This is a genomic window from Pseudomonas sp. IT-P218 (assembly GCF_949767605.1).
Taxonomy (GTDB): Bacteria; Pseudomonadota; Gammaproteobacteria; order Pseudomonadales; family Pseudomonadaceae; genus Aquipseudomonas; species Aquipseudomonas putida_AE.
The window spans coordinates 308,688-329,621 of sequence record NZ_CATKQQ010000022.1; the positions used below are offsets into that span (position 1 = coordinate 308,688).

A 20,934-nucleotide genomic window follows, 5' to 3' on the forward strand; every position below is an offset into this window, starting at 1 on the left:
ACCGTGGGGTACAACGTGGTTTTCGGTTAGAGCGCCTTGGCCCGGTCGCGCAGCACGTACTTCTGCACCTTGCCGGTGGACGTCTTCGGCAACAGGGTGAAGATCACGGTACGCGGCACCTTGAATCCGGCCAGGTGTTCGCGACAGAAACTGATGATGTCGGCTTCGCGAACGTCCTGGTGATCGGCCTTCAAGGTGACGAAGGCGCAGGGCGTTTCGCCCCATTTCTCATCGGGGCGGGCGACCACGGCCGCTTCCATCACGCCCGGGTGCCGGTAGAGCACGCCTTCGAGCTCGATGGTGGAGATGTTCTCGCCGCCGGAGATGATGATGTCCTTGAGCCGGTCCTTGATCTCGACGTAACCATCGGGATGACAGACCGCCAGGTCGCCGGTGTGGAACCAGCCGCCTTCGAACGCTTCGGCGGTGGCGGTCGGGTTCTTCAGGTAGCCCTTCATCACGGTATTGCCGCGCATGAAGATCTCACCGATGGTCTGGCCGTCACGCGGGGTGGGCTCCAGCGTCGTCGAGTCGCCGACCATCACGCCTTCGAGCGTTGTGTAGCGCACGCCCTGGCGGGACTTGATCTGCGCCCGCTCATCCAGGGGCAGTTCATCCCATTCGGCATGCCAGGCGCACAGCGTCACCGGGCCATAGGTTTCGGTCAGGCCATAGACGTGAGTGACCTGGATGCCCATCTCTTCCACGGCGCCTATCACTTTGGCCGGCGGTGCGGCACCGGCGACCATGGCGTTGACCGGGTGATCGATGGCCGCTTTCGCCGACTCCGGCATGTTCACCAGGGCATTGAGCACTATGGGCGCGCCGCACAGGTGAGTGACCTGATGCTCGCGGATCAGCGTGAGGATTTTCTGTGGGTCGACCCGGCGCAGGAACACATGCACACCGGCCATGGCGGTAATGGTCCAGGGGTAGCACCAGCCGTTGCAATGGAACATTGGCAGGGTCCAGAGGTACACCGGATGGTTGCCCATGGCCCAGGTCATCTGGTTGCCCAAGGCGTTCAGGTACGCGCCGCGGTGGTGGTAAACCACGCCCTTGGGGTTGCCGGTGGTGCCGGATGTGTAGTTCAGCGAGATGGCTTGCCATTCATTGACTGGCCACTTCCAGTCGAACGCAGGGTCACCTTCGGCCAGCAACGCTTCGTAGTCCAGGTCGCTGACGGCCTGGCCTTCGCCGTATTCCGGGTCATTGACGTCGATCACCAGGGGCGGGTGATCCAGCATGCCGATGGCTGCGTGAATCACGCTGTGGAACTCGCGGTCGGTAATCAGCACCTTGGCCTCGCCGTGCTGCAGCATGAAGGCGATGGCTTCTGCATCCAGGCGCACGTTGAGCGGGTTGAGCACGGCGCCGATCATCGGCACGCCGAAGTGCACTTCAAGCATTTCCGGAATATTGGGCAACATCACTGCCACGGTGTCGTCCTTGCCGATACCGCGCCCGGCCAAAGCCGAGGCCAGGCGCCGACAACGGGTATAGGTCTGCGCCCAGGTGCGGCGGATCGAGCCGTGGATGACGGCGGGGTAGTCCGGGTAGACGTTGGCGGTGCGCTCGATGAAGCTGAGCGGAGACAGGGCAATATGGTTGACAGCCGAAGGGCCTAGCCCTTGTTCATAGATCGACATGTACGGGTACTCGGTGGCTGATTGTTAGCTCTATGGGAGCCCCTGCGGTGTACGCGCCGGGGTCGCCTTTTTTATGTCCGGTTTACTTTATATAACATTCATCCATTGGTATGGAAGTACAACCTAAGCAATATAGTAAATGTACTATATTCAATTAGTCCGGTACCAAATCACTTGCCCCCGGACTTCCGTAGCCGGTATATGCTTGGATTTATTGAAGAAGTGGACCGGCAATGACCCTGACTCCCGTTCGACTGCACAGCTGGTTGCGCCTGCAACGTGAAGGCGTGTCCCTGGCTGCCCGGGCCGACGCGCTGTGTCATGCGCTGCAGGAATGCCCGGAAGTGCAGCGGGCGGTTTACTTGAGTTGGCAGCCCAATGCGCGGATCTACAGCCATGAGGGGGCGGCCCAGCATTTCCCGCCGGGCCTGGGCGACCCGGCGCTGGCCAGCGATCAGTTATTGTTCGAGCAGCTGATCGAGGCCGGGCGCCTGGACCTGGCGCAAGTCCGGCAATTGGACTGCTGGCTGGCCGGCCGCCTGCGCCGAGCCGCCATCAGCCATGGCCAGGTATTCGACCTGGCCTTGCAGCCGGGGCAGGCGGGATTGCTGCTGGTGGAAGTGTGCGAGGGGGTGAGTCTTGACTGGCTGGGCTGGGTGCGGGATTTGCTGACGACGCTGTTGAGCAGCGTCAACGGCATGCTCCGCGGCTCGCCGCTACTGGGCCACGATCCACAACCGAGCCTGTTGCTCGATGCACAGGGCCGACCGCTGGAGTTCAATGCGGCGCTGTTGGCCCTGCTGGCCGAGAAGCCATTGCCTGATGTATTGGTTTTTTTGCCAGTCAATCATCGGGTGCTGGTGCGCGCCTGTCTGGATCAGCAACGGGCCATCGAAGGTGTCGAGGCTCAGTTCGAAACGCAGATCCTGATCTGGACATTCATTCCCGACCCGCAGGACAACCGCGTGCTCGCCCGTTGCCGCGACGCCACGACCCAGGTCCTGGCGGAACGAGAAGCGACCACCGCACGCCGGCTTTACCGGCTGATCATCGAAAACACCACCGACCTGATTTCCCGCCACACCCCGGACGGGCGCTTCCTCGATGCGTCGCCCGCGTCCTGGACCCTGCTCGGCTACTGGCCGGAGGAATTGCGCGGGCAAATGGCCCAGGGCCTGTTCCATGGCCAGGATCTGGCCGGCCTGATGCAACGTGCACGGGATGCGCTGGAACAGGATGGCTATCACACCATGACCTATCGCATCCGCCATCGCGACGGCCATTACCTGTGGTTCGAATCCGCCAGCCGGGCGATCCGCGAAACCTATACCGGGGCGGTGGTCGAAGTGGTGAGCGTCTCCCGGGACATCACGGCCCGGGTGCTCGCCGAGGAGAACAAACGACGCCTGGCCGAAGTGGTCGAGGCCAACATCGATCCGGTGTTGTTCATCGCTCCCGAGGGCCTGGTCACTTACCTCAATCCCGCCGCGCGCCGCATCCTCGGGATTGATGAGCAGCAATCCATGCCGGCCCTGGCCGATCTGTTCGCCAGCGGCGACCTTGCGCGCCTGCAACGGGATGGCTGGAGCAGCGCCGAGCGCGATGGCGTCTGGAGCACCGATGCGCGTCTGCAACCACCAGGCGGCGGTACGTCCGTGCCGGTATCGCTGGTGTTACTGGCCCACCGTTCCGCCGGCGGCGAGCGTTATTACTCGCTGGTGGCGCGGGACATGACCGAACGGGAACTGCGCGAAGCGCAACAGCGCCGCCATCAAGACGAACTGGCCCACACTGCGCGCCTGGTCACACTCGGTGAACTGGCCTCGGGCATCGCCCACGAAATCAACCAGCCGCTGGCTGCCGTGGTGAATTACGCCAACGCCAGCCAACGCTATCTACAAACACTGGGTTCCAATCCGCAGGCCGCCGTCCGGGTGGCGCAAGGCCTGGAACGCATCACCCATCACGCCACCCACGCCTCCGAAGTGATCCGCCGGTTACGCTCGTTTTTGCGCAAGGGCCAGCGGCGCATGCAGGCGCTGAACCTGACCGACATTGCCCGCGAAGCCGTGCGTTTATGCGCGTGGGAGGCCAGTCATTGCGAAGTGACAATCGAGGATCGACTGCCGGATAATCTGCCGCCTGTTTATGCCGACCGCGTGTTGCTGGAACAGGTGCTGCTCAATCTGTTGCGCAATGCCATCGACGCCAACCGTGACCAGCATCCGCACGAGCCCTCGCTGATCGTGATGGCGGTGGAGCAGGGCAGTGGCGCCACCGTGGAAATCAGTGTGCAAGACCAGGGCCCGGGCGTCAGCGAGCCCGAGCTCGAGCAGATATTCACCCCGTTCTTCACCAGCAAGCCCGATGGCCTGGGGCTCGGGTTGTCCATGAGCCGCAGCATCATCGAAGGTTTCGGCGGCGAACTGAATGCCCGGCGCCAGCCTGTCGGGCTGCTGATGTGTTGCCGATTGCCGCTGGCCGGCCCAACAAAACAACAACAGGAATGACGTAATGGCAGGTGTGGCGGAGCACGTGGTGTATGTGGTCGACGATGACCAGGGAATGCTCGATTCGACGGTCTGGTTATTGGAGTCGGTCGGCCTGACAGCCCTGCCGTTTACCAGTGGTATCGAGTTTCTCGAGGCCTGCGATGCCAGTCTGGATGCCTGCGTGCTGCTCGACGTGCGCATGCCCGGCATGGGCGGGTTGAACGTGCAGGAGGAAATGCGCGTACGCCAGCTGAATCTGCCGATCATCTTTGTCAGCGGGCACGCCGATGTGCCCATCGTGGTCCGTGCGTTCAAGGCCGGTGCCCATGATTTCATCGAGAAGCCCTATAACGAGCAGTTGCTGCTGGACAGCGTGCAACAGGCGCTGGGCAATTGCGCCGCGCAACGCTGCGGCAATCAGGGCCAGGAGGCGTTGCAGGCCCGCTTGCTCACGCTGACGCCGCGAGAGCGGGACGTCATGTTGCCGTTGGTGCAGGGCTACACCACCCGCGAAATCGCCGAGCAACTGGGGGTCAGTGCCAAAACCGTCGATCTGTATCGCTCTCGCGTCATGAAACGCATGCAGGCCAACACACTGCCGGACCTGGTGGGCATGGCGATTGCGGCAGACATGGTGGATCCACTTAAATTGCGTTGATCCTTCACGTTGTGAATTGTGCGTCTATGCTGGGCTAACCGGTTTTCCTTCCCAGTGAACTGTCAGGAGACGTCCATGGTACCCATGCCGCTGTCAGAGAAGGCCTTGTCCCGCGGGTTGCTCGATATTTTGATCCGCGCCGGACTGATTGTCGTGCTGGTGCTGTTCTGCTTTGAGATTTTTCGCCCGTTTCGCGACTTGATGCTGTGGTCGGTGATCCTGGCGATCACCCTCTACCCCTTGCAACAACGGCTGCGGGGACCGATGGGAGAAAAGGACGGACGTATTGCGACGCTGATCGTGCTGGTGGCCATCGCCATTCTCATGGTCCCGATCTACCTGTTGGGCACCTCGATTGCCGACTCGGTCGAAAATGCCATGACCGTGGTCCGGGACGAAGGCATCCGCATTCCGCCTCCGTCCGATTCCGTTGCCAGCTGGCCACTGGTGGGTAAACCGCTGTCGGCGCTGTGGCTGCAGGCGTCTACCGACCTTCCCGGACTGACGTCGAAGTACATTCCGCAAATCAAGGACGTCAGCCTGTCGGTACTGGGCAAGGTGGCCGGCGTCGGCATGGGCTTGCTGATGTTCATCGTCGCGCTGATCCTCGCCGGGATCTTCATGGCCTATGGCGAAGCGGGTAGCCGCGCCTCGGTGCAGATCGCCTCGCGGATCAGCGGACCTGAAAAAGGTCCCCAAGTGGCCACCTTGTGCACCGCAACCATCCGCGCCGTGGCGCTCGGGGTGGTCGGCATCGCGTTCATCCAGATGCTGCTGGTGGGGCTCGGGTTCGTGTTCAAGGGGGTTCCCGGCGCCGGGTTGCTGGCATTGGCGGTGCTGCTGCTGGGCATCATGCAGCTGCCGGCAACCTTGATCACAGTGCCGGTCATTGCCTTTGTCATCGCGACCGAAGGGGCCAATACCGTGACCATCATCTTCTCCATCTATGTCTTCGTCGCGGGCCTGGTGGACAACGTGCTCAAGCCATTGATGCTGGGGCGCGGGGTCGACGTGCCGATGCCGGTGATATTGATCGGGGCCTTGGGCGGGATGGTCACCGGCGGCATCCTGGGCTTGTTCATCGGCCCAGTGGTGCTGGCGGTGGGTTACCAGTTGTTCTGGCAGTGGGTGCAGGATCCGCCGCCGCCGGTGGTGGAAGAACGACTGTAGACAGGATCGAAAAGGGACCGGCGCGCCGTCGGCCGGTTCCTGCTTCAGAATCCGAGGTAACAGCAGTAGACAAGGGCCAATGCGGCGGCGACACCGAAGGCTCCCAGCGCCTTGATGGTCAAGGGGTGCGTGGACTCGGGGTTGATCTCGCGCTGCAGGCGGGGATCGGAGTAGGCCACCGGTTGATAGGGCCCGCGCATGATTGCCAGGTAGGTGTAGCGCAACCCGATCAACAGGAACAGGCTCGCCAGGCTGAGGAGCAGGGTGGCAAAGGTCGCAGGTCCGGCCGCTTTCCCGTGGTCATTTTCGCAGGCCGCGCTGTCGACTGCCACGACACTGATTTGCCCATGATCCGTCGAAGGCCGTACGCCTTCATTGAGCAGCCCGGCCTGTTGCACCAGGTCCAGAGTCTGGTACTGCCAGAGCGTCGTTGACCCTTCCCGGCAGTAGGTGAACCTTCCGGGGCTTGAGGCGGCGACGATGCACGCGTCGTCGATCCCACGCTTCTTGAGGGTTTCCATGGCGGTGCGGGAGAAGTCCAGATCGAGCACCGGCGCAATCCCCGTGGCGCAAACCGCGCCCGAGACCAGCAGACTCCCCACAACGCCGATAGTTGAAGTTTTCAAGGCTGGACTTCCTGGTTTTTATTGGCTTTTTTGTCAGGGACGCGGAGCTTTAATGAACCTGCCAGTAGTGGAGTCTAGAACGCGTTAGTCACTTTGATAAGCATGCGCATTTAAAAATTTGAATTGGCCAGGCTAATCGCAGTCATCGGCAACGGCCTTCTCGGCACGCTGGATTTCCTGCTTGATGTCGGTGGTGATGCGCTGTTCCTTGCGTTCCTGGACGAGGAACTTCTGCTCACCCCGGGACTTGACCTCTGCGTCTTCAGCATGGATCTGTTTTTCGATGGCGGCAGAATGCTGGTCGATCACGGCATCGACCTCGGCTTCGTTCTTTGCCGTATCCAGCGCCGACACCAGTTTGCCGGCCTCGGCCTTTTCGGCTTCGGCATAGGCCTCCACCGACAACCCGGCGGCCAGGGCCCGCGCCTGTACTTCCAGGTCCTTGAGGTGCTGGCGCGCTAAGGTACAGACCGCTTCCTGGCGCTGACTCTGCAGGGTTTTCCAGGTGTTCAGTCCATAGACAGCGGTACCGATGACGACGACGGTAACAGCGACCCCCAGTAACTTGGCTTTCATTCCATCCCCTCAAGTGGCCACGAAACAGCCTTTGGCAATGATTCCCGAATCCATTCGGGGGAAAGAAAAGCGTAGCAGACTGGGTGGCACTCAAGTGCCATCTGGTTCGCAAGAAAGGCTTTGCAGGAGAAAGTTCGCGCTTATGCAGGGTTACTTTCACTTGACGGGTTGGCGGCGCACCAGCGATTTCGTCCCTGACGTTTCGCTGCGTAAAGCAGGGCGTCGGCGGCTTTGATCAGGGTGGCCGGCGTCACGTCCTCGACGTTCGGCCGGTGGGTGGTGATACCCGCACTGGCCGTGACCCTGCCCAGGGGATGGGCATTATGCTCGATGTCCATTGATCGAATGGCCTGCAGAATCTCTTCGGCGACCTGGGCTGCGCCCGCGCCATCGGTATTGGGAAGCAGCACGGTAAATTCCTCGCCACCGTAGCGGACGGCCAGGTCCCCGGGTCTTTTGACCGCCTGCTGGATCGCGGCGCCTACCGCACCCAGGCAATCATCGCCGGCGGCGTGGCCGTAGCTGTCGTTATAGCGCTTGAAGTAATCGACATCGAGCATGATCAGTGACAGCGAGGAGCCCTGGCGTGCAGCCAGGCGGATTTCCTCCGGCAGCGCGGTGTCCAGGCGGCGACGATTGCCCAGGCCGGTCAGGCTGTCTGTCAGCGCCATATCGCGCATGGCCTGGTGCGCGTGACGCAACTTTCTTTCCGTCACCATTCGCTGGCGCAACTGACTCAAGACGATGAGCCCGAACACCGCGAGCACCCCGATCAGCACCACCAGCACCCAGCCGGTTTTCAGCAGATCGCGACGCCAGGGGGCGATGATCGAATCCCGGGACAGTCCGGCTTCCACCACCAACGGGTAGGTGGTCAAGGCCCGGTAACCGTACAGACGCTCGGTGTCGTCCACGACGGCCTTGACTTCGGCGATGCCCTGGTTGGCATTGGGCAGGTAACGCTGGAAAATCTCGCTGCCCGCCAGGCTCTTGCCGACCACGGAGGCAATGAAGGGGCGGCGCACCAGGATTGTTCCGCTGCGGGTGGCCAGCACCAGGGCACCCTTGTCATCGATCTTGAAGTCGCCGTAGTAGTCGACGAAGTAGCTGACCTTGATCGTTCCCAGCAGAACGCCAGCGAAGGTGCCATCCGGATTGTTCAGGCGCCGGGAGATGGGGATGATCAGGTCGTTGGTTGATCTACTGGTGACTACCTCGCCGATGCGCACGTTTTTATCCGTGTGCGTGCGGTGATACTGGAAGTAATCGCGGTCGGCGTTGTTCACCAGCTCCGGCGTTGCGTCCTTGTCTGTCACGATCCATTGCCCGTCAGGGCCGTAGATGAACAGGCCATGCAGCTGCGGCATGATGTTCGATTGCTGGACCAACAGTTTGTGGATACGCGGGACGTCGATGTTCTGCAAGCCGTCGCCTTCCACCCGCTCACCGAGCGCGGCAGTCAGTACATCCACTTGCCGGATGGCATCTTCGGCGTGCTGCGCCGTGGCTCGCGCCAGGTTCGTCACCGAGTCGCGGGCCGAGGCGAAGGCTGACCGGTAGTCACGCCACGTCCGCCAACCCTCGACCGCGAGAAACGCCAGGACCACCACCAGCATGAAGCTCACCGTGAGCCGGAAGACCGCCCCAGCACGCAGCGTTCTCGCAGAGACAGTTTCAACGCCGCCATCAACCAGGGTTGGTGGCTGCTTGCGTCCAGGCATCAACCTCTCCTTTTGCGAGCGATCTGGGCTCGCCGAACGCAACCTGGGCTATACAAGACCGACAAATGACAGGATAACCAGGACGATTACGACGGCACCAACGATGTAGATAATATTGTTCATGGGGACCACCTCTGTCTCTCAAGGGAATGCGACACCGGGGTGTCTAGTACAAATGACACCTGCGGTCGTACATGCGTTCCGCAATCGGCCACCATCAGTCCTTGAAATCGTCCCGGGTTCTCGTGTGAGCCTGTTGGTAGATGTGGTTGACCATCGCGAAGAACAGGCCCGTGGATAACCCGCACATGAGGATGCCGGTCAAGCCTTCGATTGGCGCGAGCAACCGCCAGGGCGTTGCCAGCACCACCTCTCCGTAGCCAATCGTCGCGTAGGTGACAGCCGAGAAGTAGAGTGCCGTTTCGAGATCGGGCAGGCATTGCTGCCACAGATAAAAGGCGGCCCAGATCGAAATTTCCGCCAGGTGCAGAATCACCAGGTAGACCGCCACCCAGGCCAGCCTCCAGCTGATGGCCCAGAGTCGCGTCGCAGCCTTGCGGCGATTCAGAAGCCTGAGCATCAGCGCGATGCCGACGGCGTGCACGATCACCGTACTGACCGCCAGCCCCCAGGCGAAAAGGATGTTTGAAGACATGGGTGTTTCTCCGTCCGTATCGACCCAGGCACCCGAGCGTGGCAGCAAGGAGGGTGCCGCTTGACTCTAGTCGATGGACGGCTGGGCAACCAGCGAGCGCTTTCGCGCCTGGGATTATTGACCAAGCAGGAGCATGCGGAAAAAATTCATCCCCGCGCCGCGCAGACAATCACCTCGACCAACAACGCCTTGTCCGCCAGTTTCGCCTCGCCACAGGCCCGGGCCGGCGCATGTCCGGCCGGTACCCAGGCGTCCCACACGGCATTCATCGCTGCAAAATCGGCCATGTCGGCAAGCCAGATGGTAGTCTGCAACAGTTGTTCCCTGGAGGAACCGGCTTGCTCAAGCAAGGCATCGACCCGTGCCAGCGCATCGCGGGTCTGCCCGGCCACGTCGTGATGGCGTTCGCCCACTTGCCCGGCCAGGTAGACTGTATTGCCGTGGATCACGATCTGGCTCATGCGTGGGTTGGTCTGTTGGCGCTCGATGGTTTGCATCCATTGTTCTCCTTTGGAAAGACGTTGCTCAGAAGCGTTGCACGGAAAAACTGTCCAGCCATTGGGGCGTTTTGCCGGCGATGCAGTCGGCGACCAACTGGCCGGTGGCCCCGGCCAGCGTCAGGCCCAGGTGCTGATGGCCGAAGGCGTAGATCATGCGCGGCTCGTTCGGTGACGGGCCAATGACCGGTAGCGAGTCGGGCAGGGAAGGGCGAAACCCCAGCCATTTGCGCGCGACCGGTTGCGTCAGGCCCATGACCCTGCGCACGTGACGCTCCAGATAATCGAAACGCTGCGGATTGGCCGGGTCGTGGATCGAACCCAGCTCCACCGTGCCCGCCACCCGCAGTCGGCCCGCCATCGGTGTCATGTAGAACGCGCTTTCCACCGGGCAGCACGGGCGGTTGAGCAAGGTGTCCTGCAGGTCGAATTCGAGGTGATAGCCGCGCTCGGTATCCAGCGGGATGTGATCGCCCACCTGCCGGGCCAGCGCCGCTGACCAGGCGCCGCCGCACAGCACGACGCGGTCGGCGCGCCAGGATTTTCCTTCCACGCAGCTCAAGTACAGGCCATCGCTTTTACGTTGTACACCGATGACCGTGGCCTGATGCAGCGCACCTTCGGCAATCAGCGGGGCCGCCAGCGCTTCGATGAAGGCGCGCGGGTCATCCATGTGTGAGGACTCGGGAAACAGGATGCCGGCCACCGCCTTGCCCGCCAGGGCCGGCTCCAGTTGTTCGACGTCTGCCGCGTTCAACACTTGCTGGGCAATGCCCAGTGAGCGGCGCAATTCGATCGCCGCCTGGGCACCGGCGAAACCTTGCTCGGTGCCATAGGCATAGAGGCAGCCGTTATGGCGCAGATGCCCATCGGCCTGCGGGCAGTCGTCCAGCAACGGCGCATAACCGCTGTAGGTGTGTTCGAGGATGCGGGTCAGCGCCTGGGTATTGGCTTCGCAACGCGAGGCGCGACATTCATTGAGAAACCGCAAAAGCCATGGCATCAGCCGGGGCAGCCGTGCCCAGTTGATGACGAAGGGCGACTCGCGGGAAAACAGCAGCGACGGGATGGCTTTCAGCAGCGACGGCTGGGCGATCGGCATCACGCCGTAGGGGGCCAGGGTGCCGGCATTGCCGTAGGACGCGCCGCTGGCGATGGCGTCGCGCTCCAGCAGCACCACCCGGTAACCCTCGCGGCGTAGCCAGAGTGCCGTGGCTACCCCGACCACCCCGGCGCCGATAACGGCGATTTCACAATGAACTGGCTGTGTCATGTCCTCAGATCCGGTTGTGCATGTGGAGATGACCCTGGCGTGCCAATTGACTGATGACGCTCAGGGCTTTGATCAGATGCTCCCGTGACAGGGCCGCCGAGATGTTGATGCGTACCGCTTGCGGCGAAAGCTCCGGGCGCAAGGTAAAGGCGCCACCGGCCAGCAGTACCACGCCGCGATCCTGGCAGAGGCGGGCGAAGCGCGAGCCGGTCCAGGGTTCGGGCAGTACCAGCCAGGCGTGGGTACCGGTGGCGCTGTGCTGGAACTCCAGGCCTTGCAGGTGCGTGGCGAGCAGCGCCTGGCGGATCCGCAGTTCTTCGCGCTGTTCCGCGACCAGCTGCTCGGCATGCCCGTCTTCGATCAGGCGCGCGGCGATCAGTGCGGTCAGTGGCGAGGTGCTCCAGCAGTCGATGCGCTGCATGGCGGCGATGTCCTGCACCAGGGCGGGTGGGGCCATGACAAAGCCCATACGCAGGCCCGGCGCGATGCACTTGGACAGGGCCGAAATGTAGATCGTGCGCTCTGGCAGCAAGGCGACGAAGGGCGGCGGCGACTGATCCAGCAGCGGGCGATACACGTCGTCCTCGATCACCAGCAGATCGGTTTCGCCGATGACGCTCGCCAGTTGTGCACGGCGTTCGGCGTCCAGGGTGATGGCGGTCGGGTTATGGATCGACGGCACCAGGAACAACAGCCGCGGTTGATGTTCGGCGCAGGCCTGGCGCAGCGCCTCGGGAGACATGCCGCGCTCGTCGGCGTCGACCCCGACCAGGATCAGCCCCAGCGAACGGCACAGGGCATTGATGCCTTGATAGGTCACGCTGTCGGCCAGCACGGTGTCGCCGCTGTTGGTGAGGCTGCGCAAAGTACTGGCGATGCCGTGCTGCGCGCCTTCGACGATCAGCATCTGCGAGGCCTGGGCCTCGACGCCGGTGTGCCGCAGCCATTGCGCCGCCGCCTCCCGGGCCCACAACGGACCTTCGGAAGGGTGATAGTCCTTCATGTCGGCAAAGCGCGGGTCGCTGGCAAGACGCGGCAGCAACTGCGCCAGTACCCGGTTGAAGCCGTCGGTGGCCGGACGATTGACGCTCAGGTCGACGGTGCCCGGAGCATTGTTCGGTGCCGATTGAAACTGCGCCGCCGGATGCCGGGGCTGCGCGACCTGGGTACCGCGCCCGGGCCGACTTTCCACCAGGCCTTTTTGCTGCAGCACCGCCATGGCCTTGGTCACCGTGGTGATATTGACCCCCAGCGCGCTGGCAAAGTCTCGATGGGGCGGCAGGCGCTCGCCGGCCTTGAGCCTGCCATTGGCGATGGCCTCGGCCAGGGAATCGGCCAGCTGCGCGTAAAGGGTTTCGGCTTTGTCACGCTGCAAGGCGGCACTGGCCTTCAGTTCATCCAGCAGTTGTTCGAATTGACTCATGGTGCTTTATCCCTGTTGTCATGCTCGTAGCGGGACAATGAGCAGATTTGTATTGCTTTTTATCCGATACAAGGCCCATTGACAAGCTAAAAATCCGTGATTAGTGTGTGAGTTGTAATGCATGTCATGCAACACAATAAGAAAATGGCTGCCATGCTCAGCCCCAACGGGTACGCACATGACCAATCAGATGATCCAGCCAGGTTCCGCCCTGGCGACCCGACACCACCGACCATCAAGCCTGTTCGCGGGCGGCACAGAGTATCCGGTGTGTTGTCCCCCTCGCGCAAAGTCTTCGGTGAAATTATCCGGTCGCTCGACCCTATCCAATGCAGCGGAGGCCTTCCGATGAAAAGTGCCCAGCCAACCGAGACAAAACCCGGCCAACAGCGCCTCAGCGGGGCACTGCGCCAGCGTCACATCACCATGATTTCCCTGGGCGGGATCATTGGTGCCGGCCTGTTCGTCGGCAGCAGCGCGACGATCCAGGCGATCGGGCCGGCGGCTTTTCTCAGTTATCTCGCCGCCGGCATCGTGGTGATGCTGGTCATGCGCATGCTCGGTGAAATGGCCGTGGCGCTGCCCGGGGTCGGTTCCTTTACCGAATACGCACGGATCGGCCTGGGCAACTGGGTCGGCTTCACCAGCGGCTGGTTGTACTGGTACTTCTGGGTGATCGTGGTGGCGGTGGAGGCGGTGGTCGGCGCCAATATCCTGGAGCAGTGGATACCGCTGCCGGCCTGGATGATCGGCCTGAGCCTGCTGGCGATCATGACCGCCATCAACTGCCTGTCGGTTAAATCCTATGGCGAGTTCGAATACTGGTTCGCCTCATTGAAGGTGTTCGCGATCATCGTCTTCATCGTCGTCGTGGGCGCCTACCTGTTCGGTTTCGCGCCCAGCACCAGTACGCTGCTGGGCAACCTGGTGAATGACCGCGGCTTCATGCCTTACGGCGTGAGTGCGGTGCTGGCCGGGGTGCCGACAGTGATTTTTGCCGTGGGCGGCGCCGAGATCGCGACCATTGCCGCCGCCGAGTCCGACGACCCGTCGAAGAACGTGGCGAACATGACCCGCTCGGTGATCTTTCGCGTCATCACCTTTTATGTCGGCTCGATATTCCTGATTGTCTGCGTGGTGCCTTGGGGGCAGATCGTCGCCGGTCATTCGCCGTTCGTGGCGGCGCTGGACGTGCTGCGCATTCCCGGTGCGGCGATGATCATGCAGGCGGTGGTGTTGGTGGCCGTGCTGTCGGCGTTGAACTCCGGGCTGTACGTGTCTTCGCGGATTCTGTTCGGCCTCAGCCAGCGGGGCGATGCGCCGGCGAAACTGGCGGTGCTCAGCGGGCATAAAGTACCAAGGGCCGCGGTGCTGCTCAGCAGTGTCATCGGCTACATCGCCATCATGGCGGCGATCATTTCCCCAGAGGGCGTGTTCCTGTTCCTGGTCAACGCTTCCGGCGCGGTGATGCTGTTCGTGTACCTCGCGGTGGCGCTGGCGCAGATCAAGGTGCGCCGCCAGGTCGAAGCCACCGCACCGGCCCGGCTGACCCTCAGGATGTGGCTGTTCCCCTGGCTGTCCTATGCTGTGGTGGCAGTCATCGCGGGTGTATTGGTCGCCATGGCGTTCCAGGAATCCTTGCGCACCCAGTTCCTGGCCAGCCTCGTCAGTCTTGGCGTGGTATCCGCTGCCTATCTGATGCTCAAGCGTCGTCGCTTGCAGGCCAACAAACCCCATGTCAGCGCCATCGACATCCTGGAGGGATTGCCTGCGCGTTCATGAGTCACAGGTCACTCAAACAGCAGGAGGCAGGCGCCAGGGACGGTTATCAAGGCTTGTACCGGTCAAAACAATAATATTTGCCTATAGGTGATCTATGTCCGACTTCAAGTTCGATTCTCAGGGTTTCTCCCGGCGCGGGCTGCTCAAGGCAACTGGCTACGGATCATTGGCGGCATTGCTGGGCAGCGCGCTGGGCCCGATGTCTGTTGCCTTCGCTGCCGGTGCGCCGATCAAGACGGTACGCCCCGGCTACCTGACTGCGACCTGCCTGGGCGACATGCCTTTGGGTGCGCTGCGCGAGGGTGTGCCCGTCGGCACGGACCTGGAACTGCTCAAGCTCATCGCCGACCGTCTCGAGCTCAAGCTCGAGGTACTGACGATGGGCTTCCCGGCCGTCGTCGAAGCCGTGAGGTCGGGACGTGCCGACTGGTTTGGCGGCAACTTCGCCTGGAATCCCATGCGTTCGAAAATCCTGCTGTTGACCGACCCGGTGTTCTACACCGGCGCCTACGTGATCATGCGTGACAGCGAGCCGTTCGACACCTCGATCACCGTCAACGACGTGAAGGGCCGCACCATCGGCGCCATCACCGGTTATTTCACCATCCCCGACATGAAGAAAATCGAGGGCGTGAAGGAGGTCAAGCTCTACGACAACACCGACTCCTGCCTGCGTGACGTGCGCGCCGGTCGCCTGGATTTCGCCGTGCTGGATGCGCCGACCATCGACTACATGATCCTGCAGGACCCGAGCCTCAAGCTCAAGCAGATCCCCATGACCTACGATGAAAAATTCCCCAGCCTGACCGCCAAGTTCGAGGCGATCTGGGGCGTTCATCCGCAGAACCAGGACCTGTTCGATGGCGTGAACCAGGGGCTGCGCTGGTTGAAAGCCACGGACCAGATCCGGCCCATTCTCGCCAAGTACGGCATCAAGAACCCCGATTACCTGGTGCCACCGGCCAAGGATCCGCGCATCGGCGTGGACCGCGACGAGAAGGGCAACCTGATTGGACCGTTCGCTCACCCCGCCCGGGATTTCAGCCAGGCCTTTGCCTGAGTCGAGGACATAGCTCATGGCTGAATCAACTCCACTGGTGCGAATCGAGGGGCTGCACAAGTCCTTCGGTAGCCTGGACGTCCTCAAAGGCATCGACCTGAATGTGCAGCAGGGCCAGAAGATCTCGCTCATCGGCCCAAGCGGCTCGGGCAAGACCACCTTGCTGCGCTGCGTCAACTACCTGGAAGAGCCGACCAAAGGCGACATCTACATCGATAACGAACTGATCGGCCAGCGCCTGGTGGGCACCCGCAAGGTGCCCATGAGCGACAGGGAGCTGGCGCGGATGCGCGCCGGGATCGGCATGGTGTTCCAGCGCTTCAACCTGTTCCCGCACCTCTCGGTGCTGGAAAACATCATTCTCGGCCCGCTCAAGGTGCAACAGCGCAACCGCGCCGAGGCGGTCGAGCTGGCAGAAGACCTGCTGAACAAAGTCGGCATGTTCGCCAAGCGTGATGCGTTCCCGGAGCAGCTCTCGGGCGGGCAACAACAACGCATCGCCATTGCCCGGGCGCTGGCGATGCGGCCCAAGCTGATGCTGTTTGACGAGGCCACTTCGGCGCTGGATCCGGAGCTGGTGGGTGAAGTACTTGGCGTCATGCGCAAACTGGCCGAGGAGGGCATGACGATGATCATCGTGACCCACGAAATGAGCTTCGCCGAAAGTGTCTCCGACGAGGTGATCTTCATGGCCGATGGCAACATCGTCGAGCAAGGGCCGCCCCGGCAGATTTTTCGCGAGAGCCAGGTCGAGCGAACCCGCAACTTCATCCGCGCCGTGAAGGAGCATTGATCAATGCTCGATACCACTGCGCTGCACAAAGCCATCGAGATGCTGCCGTACTTTTTGAATGTGCTGGGCATCGGTGCATTGACCACCGTTGGCTTGACCGCCGCCGCGTTCGTCGTCGCTGCACTGCTGGGGTTCTGCCTGGCGCTGATGCGGCTGTCGCGCAGCCGGGTGCTGAGCCTGATCGCCAGCGTGTACCTGGAGATTTTCCGCAACATTCCGATCCTGACCCAGCTGTTCATCCTTTACTTCGGGCTCACGTACATCGGCATCACATTGCCCGCCATCGGCGCGGCGATCATCGGTTTCGGCCTGAACGGGGCGGCGATCCTGTCGGAAGTGTTCCGCGCGAGCATCCGCACCATCGACCGTGGGCAAAGCGAAGCGGCGTATACCATCGGCATGACCCGGTCGCTGGCGATGCGCATCATCGTCTTGCCCCAGGCGTTCAAGGTCGCCATTCCTGGCATGGCCAACTTCGCAATCGGGCTGCTCAAGGACACCTCCCTGGCATCGGCAGCCGCCGTGCCGGAGCTGACGTTCAAGGCCAAGATGCTGGTCAGCGAAACCTACCAGACCAACCTGATCTACTTCCTGCTGGCCATGATCTACCTGGTCCTGAGCCTGGTGCTGTCCCATTGCGCGGCGCGCACCGAACGCCGTCTCAAAGTCGTCAAGGAGCATTGATATGGGCTATGGCGAATTGTGGGAAGCAACCCATGTTGAATTGCTGGCGGCCGCCTGGGCCACGCTGCAATTGGCCTTCGGCGCGTTGGTCATCGGTTTGATCGTCGGTTTGCTGGTGGCGCTCGCACGGCTTTCGAACAGTCGGCCGTGGCGTCGGGCGGCGTTGTTCTACATCGAGGTATTTCGGGGCACGCCGGCATTGGTGCAGTTGTTCATCGTCTACTTCAGCCTGACCGAAATCGGCGTTCAGTTCAGCTCGTTCCAGGCCGCGATGATCGGCCTGGGGCTGAACGCCGCGGCGTACCTGTCGGAGATCTACCGCTCGGGGCTGGAGGCCGTGCCCAAGGGGCAAGTCGAAGCGGCGAAGGCGATTGGCATGCCCCATCTCAAGGTGTTGCGCTGGGTCGTATTGCCCCAGGCCATTCGCATCGTGCTGGCGCCGATCGGTAACGTCGCGATCTCTCTGTTGAAAGATACATCCGTGGCTTCGCTGATCGCCGCGCCGGACCTGATGTTGCGGGCCCAGGACTTGAGCTCCGTGTACTTCATGCCGCTGGAGATCTACATCCTGGTCGGCGCGATCTACTTTGCGTTGTGTTACCCGCTGTCACTCGGTGTGCGATTGCTTGAGCGCAGGACGAGGCATTGATCCGTTCGAGTAGATTGAGGCGACGCTTTAGCGTTACATGGGCATGGATGCATTTGCGATGACGCCATCGCTGGCAAGCCAGCTCCTACAGGAATTGTGGGGTATGTTGAGTTTGTGGTGAGACGCCGATCTGTAGGAGCCGGCTTGCCGGCGAAGGCGTCCTTGAGGGCCTCTTCGCTGGCAAGCCAGCTCCTACAATGGGTTGCGCCGCACGTGAATCCGTGACCGCCGCGAGTGATTGGGTAGAATTCAATATTCTTGAGGTGATTGCCAACTTCGACAGGAAGTAAAAAAACCTTGGCTCAACATTCCGCCTTCTCACCATGGCTGGCACTCCTGTTTCTGTGCCTGACACTTGAAATACCCGCCCAGACCAGCGCCTGCCCGGCCGGCGAGAAGCAGGTGTGCCTGGACGGTTGCATCTGCCTGCCATTGCCTGACGACATCTACCAGATCGCCGGGCCGGCCCTCGCGCTGTGGCTGACCCAGGCCCGCGCCGAAGCAGCCATCGCCGGCACCCAACCCATTCCACCGCAGATCCGTTTACAACTGCTGCGCTGGTACGACCCCGGCGTCCTCGATGCCGCGCGCTACAAAGTCAGCGACAACGGCCAGTTCAGCGCCGCCACCGCCATGCTGCAAAACCCCGACGTCGGTGCCGTGACATTGATCGACATCATCCTCTTTCGCGACGCCGAAACCGCCGAACAGAACGTCGCGCTCTGGGCCCACGAATTGAAGCATGTGCAGCAGTACCAGGAATGGGGGGTAGACGGATTTGCCCAGCGCTATACACAGGACTTCAATGCCGTGGAGGCGCCGGCTTATGCCATACAGGCCGAGGTCAGGCGGGCGGTGCGGGATCAGAAACAGGTGTCGCCTTGAAAGATCGCAGCTTGCGGTAGTGACTCGTGGGGCCATGAACCTGTCCCACCCAAAACAACTCCAACACGGTCATACCCCATGCACCCCTTACGTCAAAGCCTGCACAACGAACTGCACGCGCGCCCGTCACTGTATTTCGATGAACCGGCCCATGTGTTTCACCTGGCTTTCCTCGGCAGCGAACAGGTGTGCAATGCCTTTCTTCAGGACTGCTGCCTGGCCGGCCTCGATCTGACTGCCGTCCAGGGCATCACCCAGCTCGACGGCCACGCGCTGAAATGGGAGCGCCATGCCGAGTTTTTCACCCTGACCCTTGTGGTCACTTCCTCCAGCGATGAGCTGTCCTGGACGGCGCTGCCCGACGTACTGGCGCAAAAAATCCAGGCGCATTTGCCGGCGCTGATCAATTCGGTGCAGATCGTGGTACGCGGTGAAGCGCAGCTGGAGCTGTCCCGCTACGGCTTCAAGGACCCTTGTGGTTCCTGCGTGGGGGGTGGCGATGCGGTGGTCTGGAGCGATTTTCGGATCAGCGAGGATGGCAGCAACCACCTGTTGTTCATCAACCGGCGCCTGAACGCGTACCGCCAGGGTCGGATGATCCGCCGGCTACTGGAAATCGAGACCTACCGGATGATGGCCTCGTTATCCCTGACCATGGCCAAGGAAGTGAGCGCGCAGCTGGATGTCTTTGACAAGACCCTGGTCACCCTCTCGGAACGTAACGCCGACCCCGACGGCAGTAATGCCAAAGCCCTGCTGGCGGATATTTCCAACCTGTCTGCCCAGGTGGTCAGCAGCACCGCGAAAACCCGCCACCGCTTCAGTGCCACCCAGGCCTATGCCCAGTTGGTGTTCGAGCGCCTGGGTGAATTGCGCGAAAGTCATGTGGGTGATTGCCAGCGCCTTGGCGTGTTCATCGAACGCCGCTTCAAGCCCACCGTCCGGTACTGCACCGCCACCGAGCAGCGACTGGAGCATCTGGCCGAAAGCGTGGCCAACCTGGGCGATCTGCTGCAGGCACGGGTCCAGGTCGAAATGGAAGAACAGAACTCGGAAATCCTCAAGAGCCTGAACGCCCGCGCCGACGCGCAGATCAAGATCCAGCGCGCCGTGGAAGGCCTGTCGATCATTGCCATCAGCTACTACCTGCTCAGTCTCCTCAAGCTCGGTTACTCGGGGCTGCACCTGCTCGGCGTCGAGCTGACCCCGCGCGAGGCCATGTTCGCCATGGCGCCGCTCGCGATCGGGATTCTTGCGTGGATCATCCTTCATATCAAAAAAGTCAAAGAGCATTGAAACGCCGAAAGGATGACGGACTGCAGGCGAACAGCCGACTGAACCAGCGGGAGAAGGCGCTCAATTCGGAAAAGCCGAGGACACCGGCAATTTCGCTCAAGGGATGGTGGGGGTTAGCCAGGTAACGGGTCGCCAGTTCCCTGCGCACTTGATCCAGCAGCGAAGAAAACGTTGCACCCTCGCGCGTCAGTTGCCGATGCAGCGTCCGGCGGTCACGTCCAAGGTGGGCCGCCACCTGTTCTACGGAGCACCGCCCGGTAGGCAGCAGCGTCCAGATCATCTGGTGCACCTGTTCCAGCACGGCGGTCCTGGAATCTTCGTGAATGCTTTTCAGGTACTGATGAACGTGCCGGGCCATTTCCGGATCGGCACTGGGCAGGGCGCGATCCAGATCACTGCTGCGACAGACAATGCCATCGAGCAAGCAGTTGAACTGTACCGCGGTACCAAACACACGCTGATGCCGGCCATCTTCCCGTGGCGCGCAGTGGCGAAAACACACGGCGGTTGGGTGCCAGTGGTCACCCAGCAGGGTCTTGAGCATCCGGTGAGTCACCGCTACCGCCAACTCTACGGACTGGCGTACGAACAAGTGGCTCACGGTCACCAGTTCAAGCCGCAGCACCGCCACGCCGGCGTTTTCTTCAATCTCCAGGACCAGCCCCTGATTGTGCAGATAAAGAAATTCCTGAAGCGCTTTCAAAGCCGAGCGCAGAGTTGGCTCGCGCCACAGCAGTGCCAGGGGCCCGAGATTGGAGGCTTTGCGACTTTCCGCCAGGCGCAGGCCGAAATCTTCCACGCCGGCTTGCCGCGCCGAACGGTCCAGCAACCGCGCCACCGCATCGATGGAAATTTTCAGGTCTGGCTGCAGCAAGCAGCGCGGCTCAAGACCGACAGCACGCAATTGCTGCATGGGATCGACGTTCATCGAGCGGGCAATTTCCGCGTAATTAGTGAGGCTGGCACTGCGAACAAGACCTTTCATTGAGGCGTTACCCATACGTTGCACATGTCCCGAGATGTCATGCCCGTGCCCCCTGGAGTC

Annotated in this window: 19 protein-coding genes; 10 read left to right on the forward strand and 9 right to left on the reverse strand. The window is 61.8% G+C overall.

Going from position 1 to position 20,934, the window contains the following annotated elements; all coding sequences use genetic code 11:
- Nucleotides 1–26 precede the first annotated feature (26 nt).
- Complete coding sequence (locus tag ACM6I6_RS15490; protein WP_274075345.1) at nucleotides 27–1,649, reverse strand: acyl-CoA synthetase; 1,623 nt, start codon at nucleotides 1,647–1,649, stop codon at nucleotides 27–29.
- Between the two features lie 233 nt (nucleotides 1,650–1,882).
- Here ACM6I6_RS15490 and ACM6I6_RS15495 point away from each other — a divergent pair, with 233 nt between their 5' ends.
- The 3 genes from ACM6I6_RS15495 (at nucleotide 1,883) to ACM6I6_RS15505 (ending at nucleotide 5,969) form a co-directional block, all read left to right on the forward strand.
- Nucleotides 1,883–4,159 carry a PAS domain S-box protein gene (locus ACM6I6_RS15495; protein ID WP_414920171.1) on the forward strand — a complete coding sequence of 759 codons (2,277 nt, stop codon included), beginning with the start codon at nucleotides 1,883–1,885 and terminating at the stop codon, nucleotides 4,157–4,159.
- A 4-nt stretch (nucleotides 4,160–4,163) separates the two neighbouring features.
- Entirely contained in the window at nucleotides 4,164–4,799 is a 636-nt protein-coding gene (locus ACM6I6_RS15500) for a response regulator transcription factor (RefSeq protein ID WP_414920172.1), read from the forward strand.
- A 75-nt stretch (nucleotides 4,800–4,874) separates the two neighbouring features.
- Nucleotides 4,875–5,969, forward strand: coding sequence for an AI-2E family transporter (locus ACM6I6_RS15505; RefSeq protein WP_274075342.1), 1,095 nt, complete (start codon nucleotides 4,875–4,877; stop codon nucleotides 5,967–5,969).
- Between the two features lie 44 nt (nucleotides 5,970–6,013).
- Here the strand turns inward: ACM6I6_RS15505 and ACM6I6_RS15510 are convergent, their stop codons facing one another.
- The 7 genes from ACM6I6_RS15510 to ACM6I6_RS15540 all read right to left on the reverse strand — a co-directional run bounded on the left by ACM6I6_RS15510 (nucleotide 6,014) and on the right by ACM6I6_RS15540 (nucleotide 12,740).
- Nucleotides 6,014–6,595: a hypothetical protein gene (locus ACM6I6_RS15510; protein ID WP_323608194.1), complete on the reverse strand. Its 582-nt coding sequence runs from the start codon at nucleotides 6,593–6,595 to the stop codon at nucleotides 6,014–6,016.
- A 132-nt stretch (nucleotides 6,596–6,727) separates the two neighbouring features.
- Nucleotides 6,728–7,171, reverse strand: a complete 444-nt coding sequence (locus ACM6I6_RS15515; RefSeq protein ID WP_323608193.1) for a hypothetical protein — start codon at nucleotides 7,169–7,171, stop codon at nucleotides 6,728–6,730.
- 140 nt (nucleotides 7,172–7,311) lie between these two features.
- The gene (locus ACM6I6_RS15520; protein WP_323608192.1) at nucleotides 7,312–8,892 is read right to left on the reverse strand and encodes a sensor domain-containing diguanylate cyclase; all 1,581 of its coding nucleotides are present in this window, start codon (nucleotides 8,890–8,892) and stop codon (nucleotides 7,312–7,314) included.
- Between the two features lie 217 nt (nucleotides 8,893–9,109).
- The gene (locus ACM6I6_RS15525; RefSeq protein ID WP_414920173.1) at nucleotides 9,110–9,547 is read right to left on the reverse strand and encodes a potassium channel family protein; all 438 of its coding nucleotides are present in this window, start codon (nucleotides 9,545–9,547) and stop codon (nucleotides 9,110–9,112) included.
- 146 nt (nucleotides 9,548–9,693) lie between these two features.
- The gene (locus ACM6I6_RS15530; protein WP_274075337.1) at nucleotides 9,694–10,044 is read right to left on the reverse strand and encodes a RidA family protein; all 351 of its coding nucleotides are present in this window, start codon (nucleotides 10,042–10,044) and stop codon (nucleotides 9,694–9,696) included.
- Between the two features lie 28 nt (nucleotides 10,045–10,072).
- The gene (locus ACM6I6_RS15535; RefSeq protein ID WP_414920174.1) at nucleotides 10,073–11,317 is read right to left on the reverse strand and encodes an NAD(P)/FAD-dependent oxidoreductase; all 1,245 of its coding nucleotides are present in this window, start codon (nucleotides 11,315–11,317) and stop codon (nucleotides 10,073–10,075) included.
- A 4-nt stretch (nucleotides 11,318–11,321) separates the two neighbouring features.
- Nucleotides 11,322–12,740, reverse strand: coding sequence for a PLP-dependent aminotransferase family protein (locus ACM6I6_RS15540; RefSeq protein ID WP_414920175.1), 1,419 nt, complete (start codon nucleotides 12,738–12,740; stop codon nucleotides 11,322–11,324).
- Nucleotides 12,741–13,088: 348 nt separating this feature from the next.
- Here ACM6I6_RS15540 and ACM6I6_RS15545 point away from each other — a divergent pair, with 348 nt between their 5' ends.
- The 7 genes from ACM6I6_RS15545 (at nucleotide 13,089) to ACM6I6_RS15575 (ending at nucleotide 19,889) form a co-directional block, all read left to right on the forward strand.
- Nucleotides 13,089–14,522, forward strand: coding sequence for an amino acid permease (locus ACM6I6_RS15545; protein WP_414920176.1), 1,434 nt, complete (start codon nucleotides 13,089–13,091; stop codon nucleotides 14,520–14,522).
- Nucleotides 14,523–14,616: 94 nt separating this feature from the next.
- On the forward strand, nucleotides 14,617–15,582 hold the full coding sequence (locus ACM6I6_RS15550; protein WP_414920177.1) for a transporter substrate-binding domain-containing protein: 966 nt from the start codon (nucleotides 14,617–14,619) through the stop codon (nucleotides 15,580–15,582).
- A 16-nt stretch (nucleotides 15,583–15,598) separates the two neighbouring features.
- Entirely contained in the window at nucleotides 15,599–16,375 is a 777-nt protein-coding gene (locus tag ACM6I6_RS15555; RefSeq protein WP_274075332.1) for an amino acid ABC transporter ATP-binding protein, read from the forward strand.
- 3 nt (nucleotides 16,376–16,378) lie between these two features.
- Nucleotides 16,379–17,059 carry an amino acid ABC transporter permease gene (locus ACM6I6_RS15560; RefSeq protein ID WP_274075331.1) on the forward strand — a complete coding sequence of 227 codons (681 nt, stop codon included), beginning with the start codon at nucleotides 16,379–16,381 and terminating at the stop codon, nucleotides 17,057–17,059.
- 1 nt (nucleotide 17,060) lies between these two features.
- Entirely contained in the window at nucleotides 17,061–17,708 is a 648-nt protein-coding gene (locus ACM6I6_RS15565) for an amino acid ABC transporter permease (protein WP_274075330.1), read from the forward strand.
- 297 nt (nucleotides 17,709–18,005) lie between these two features.
- A complete protein-coding gene (locus ACM6I6_RS15570; protein WP_274075329.1) occupies nucleotides 18,006–18,593 on the forward strand; it encodes an eCIS core domain-containing protein in 588 nt (195 codons plus the stop codon).
- Between the two features lie 78 nt (nucleotides 18,594–18,671).
- Entirely contained in the window at nucleotides 18,672–19,889 is a 1,218-nt protein-coding gene (locus ACM6I6_RS15575) for a DUF3422 domain-containing protein (RefSeq protein ID WP_274075328.1), read from the forward strand.
- Here the strand turns inward: ACM6I6_RS15575 and ACM6I6_RS15580 are convergent.
- On the reverse strand, nucleotides 19,876–20,874 hold the full coding sequence (locus ACM6I6_RS15580) for an AraC family transcriptional regulator (RefSeq protein ID WP_414920178.1): 999 nt from the start codon (nucleotides 20,872–20,874) through the stop codon (nucleotides 19,876–19,878). The two genes, ACM6I6_RS15575 and ACM6I6_RS15580, sit on opposite strands and share 14 nt — an antisense overlap.
- Nucleotides 20,875–20,934: the final 60 nt, after the last annotated feature.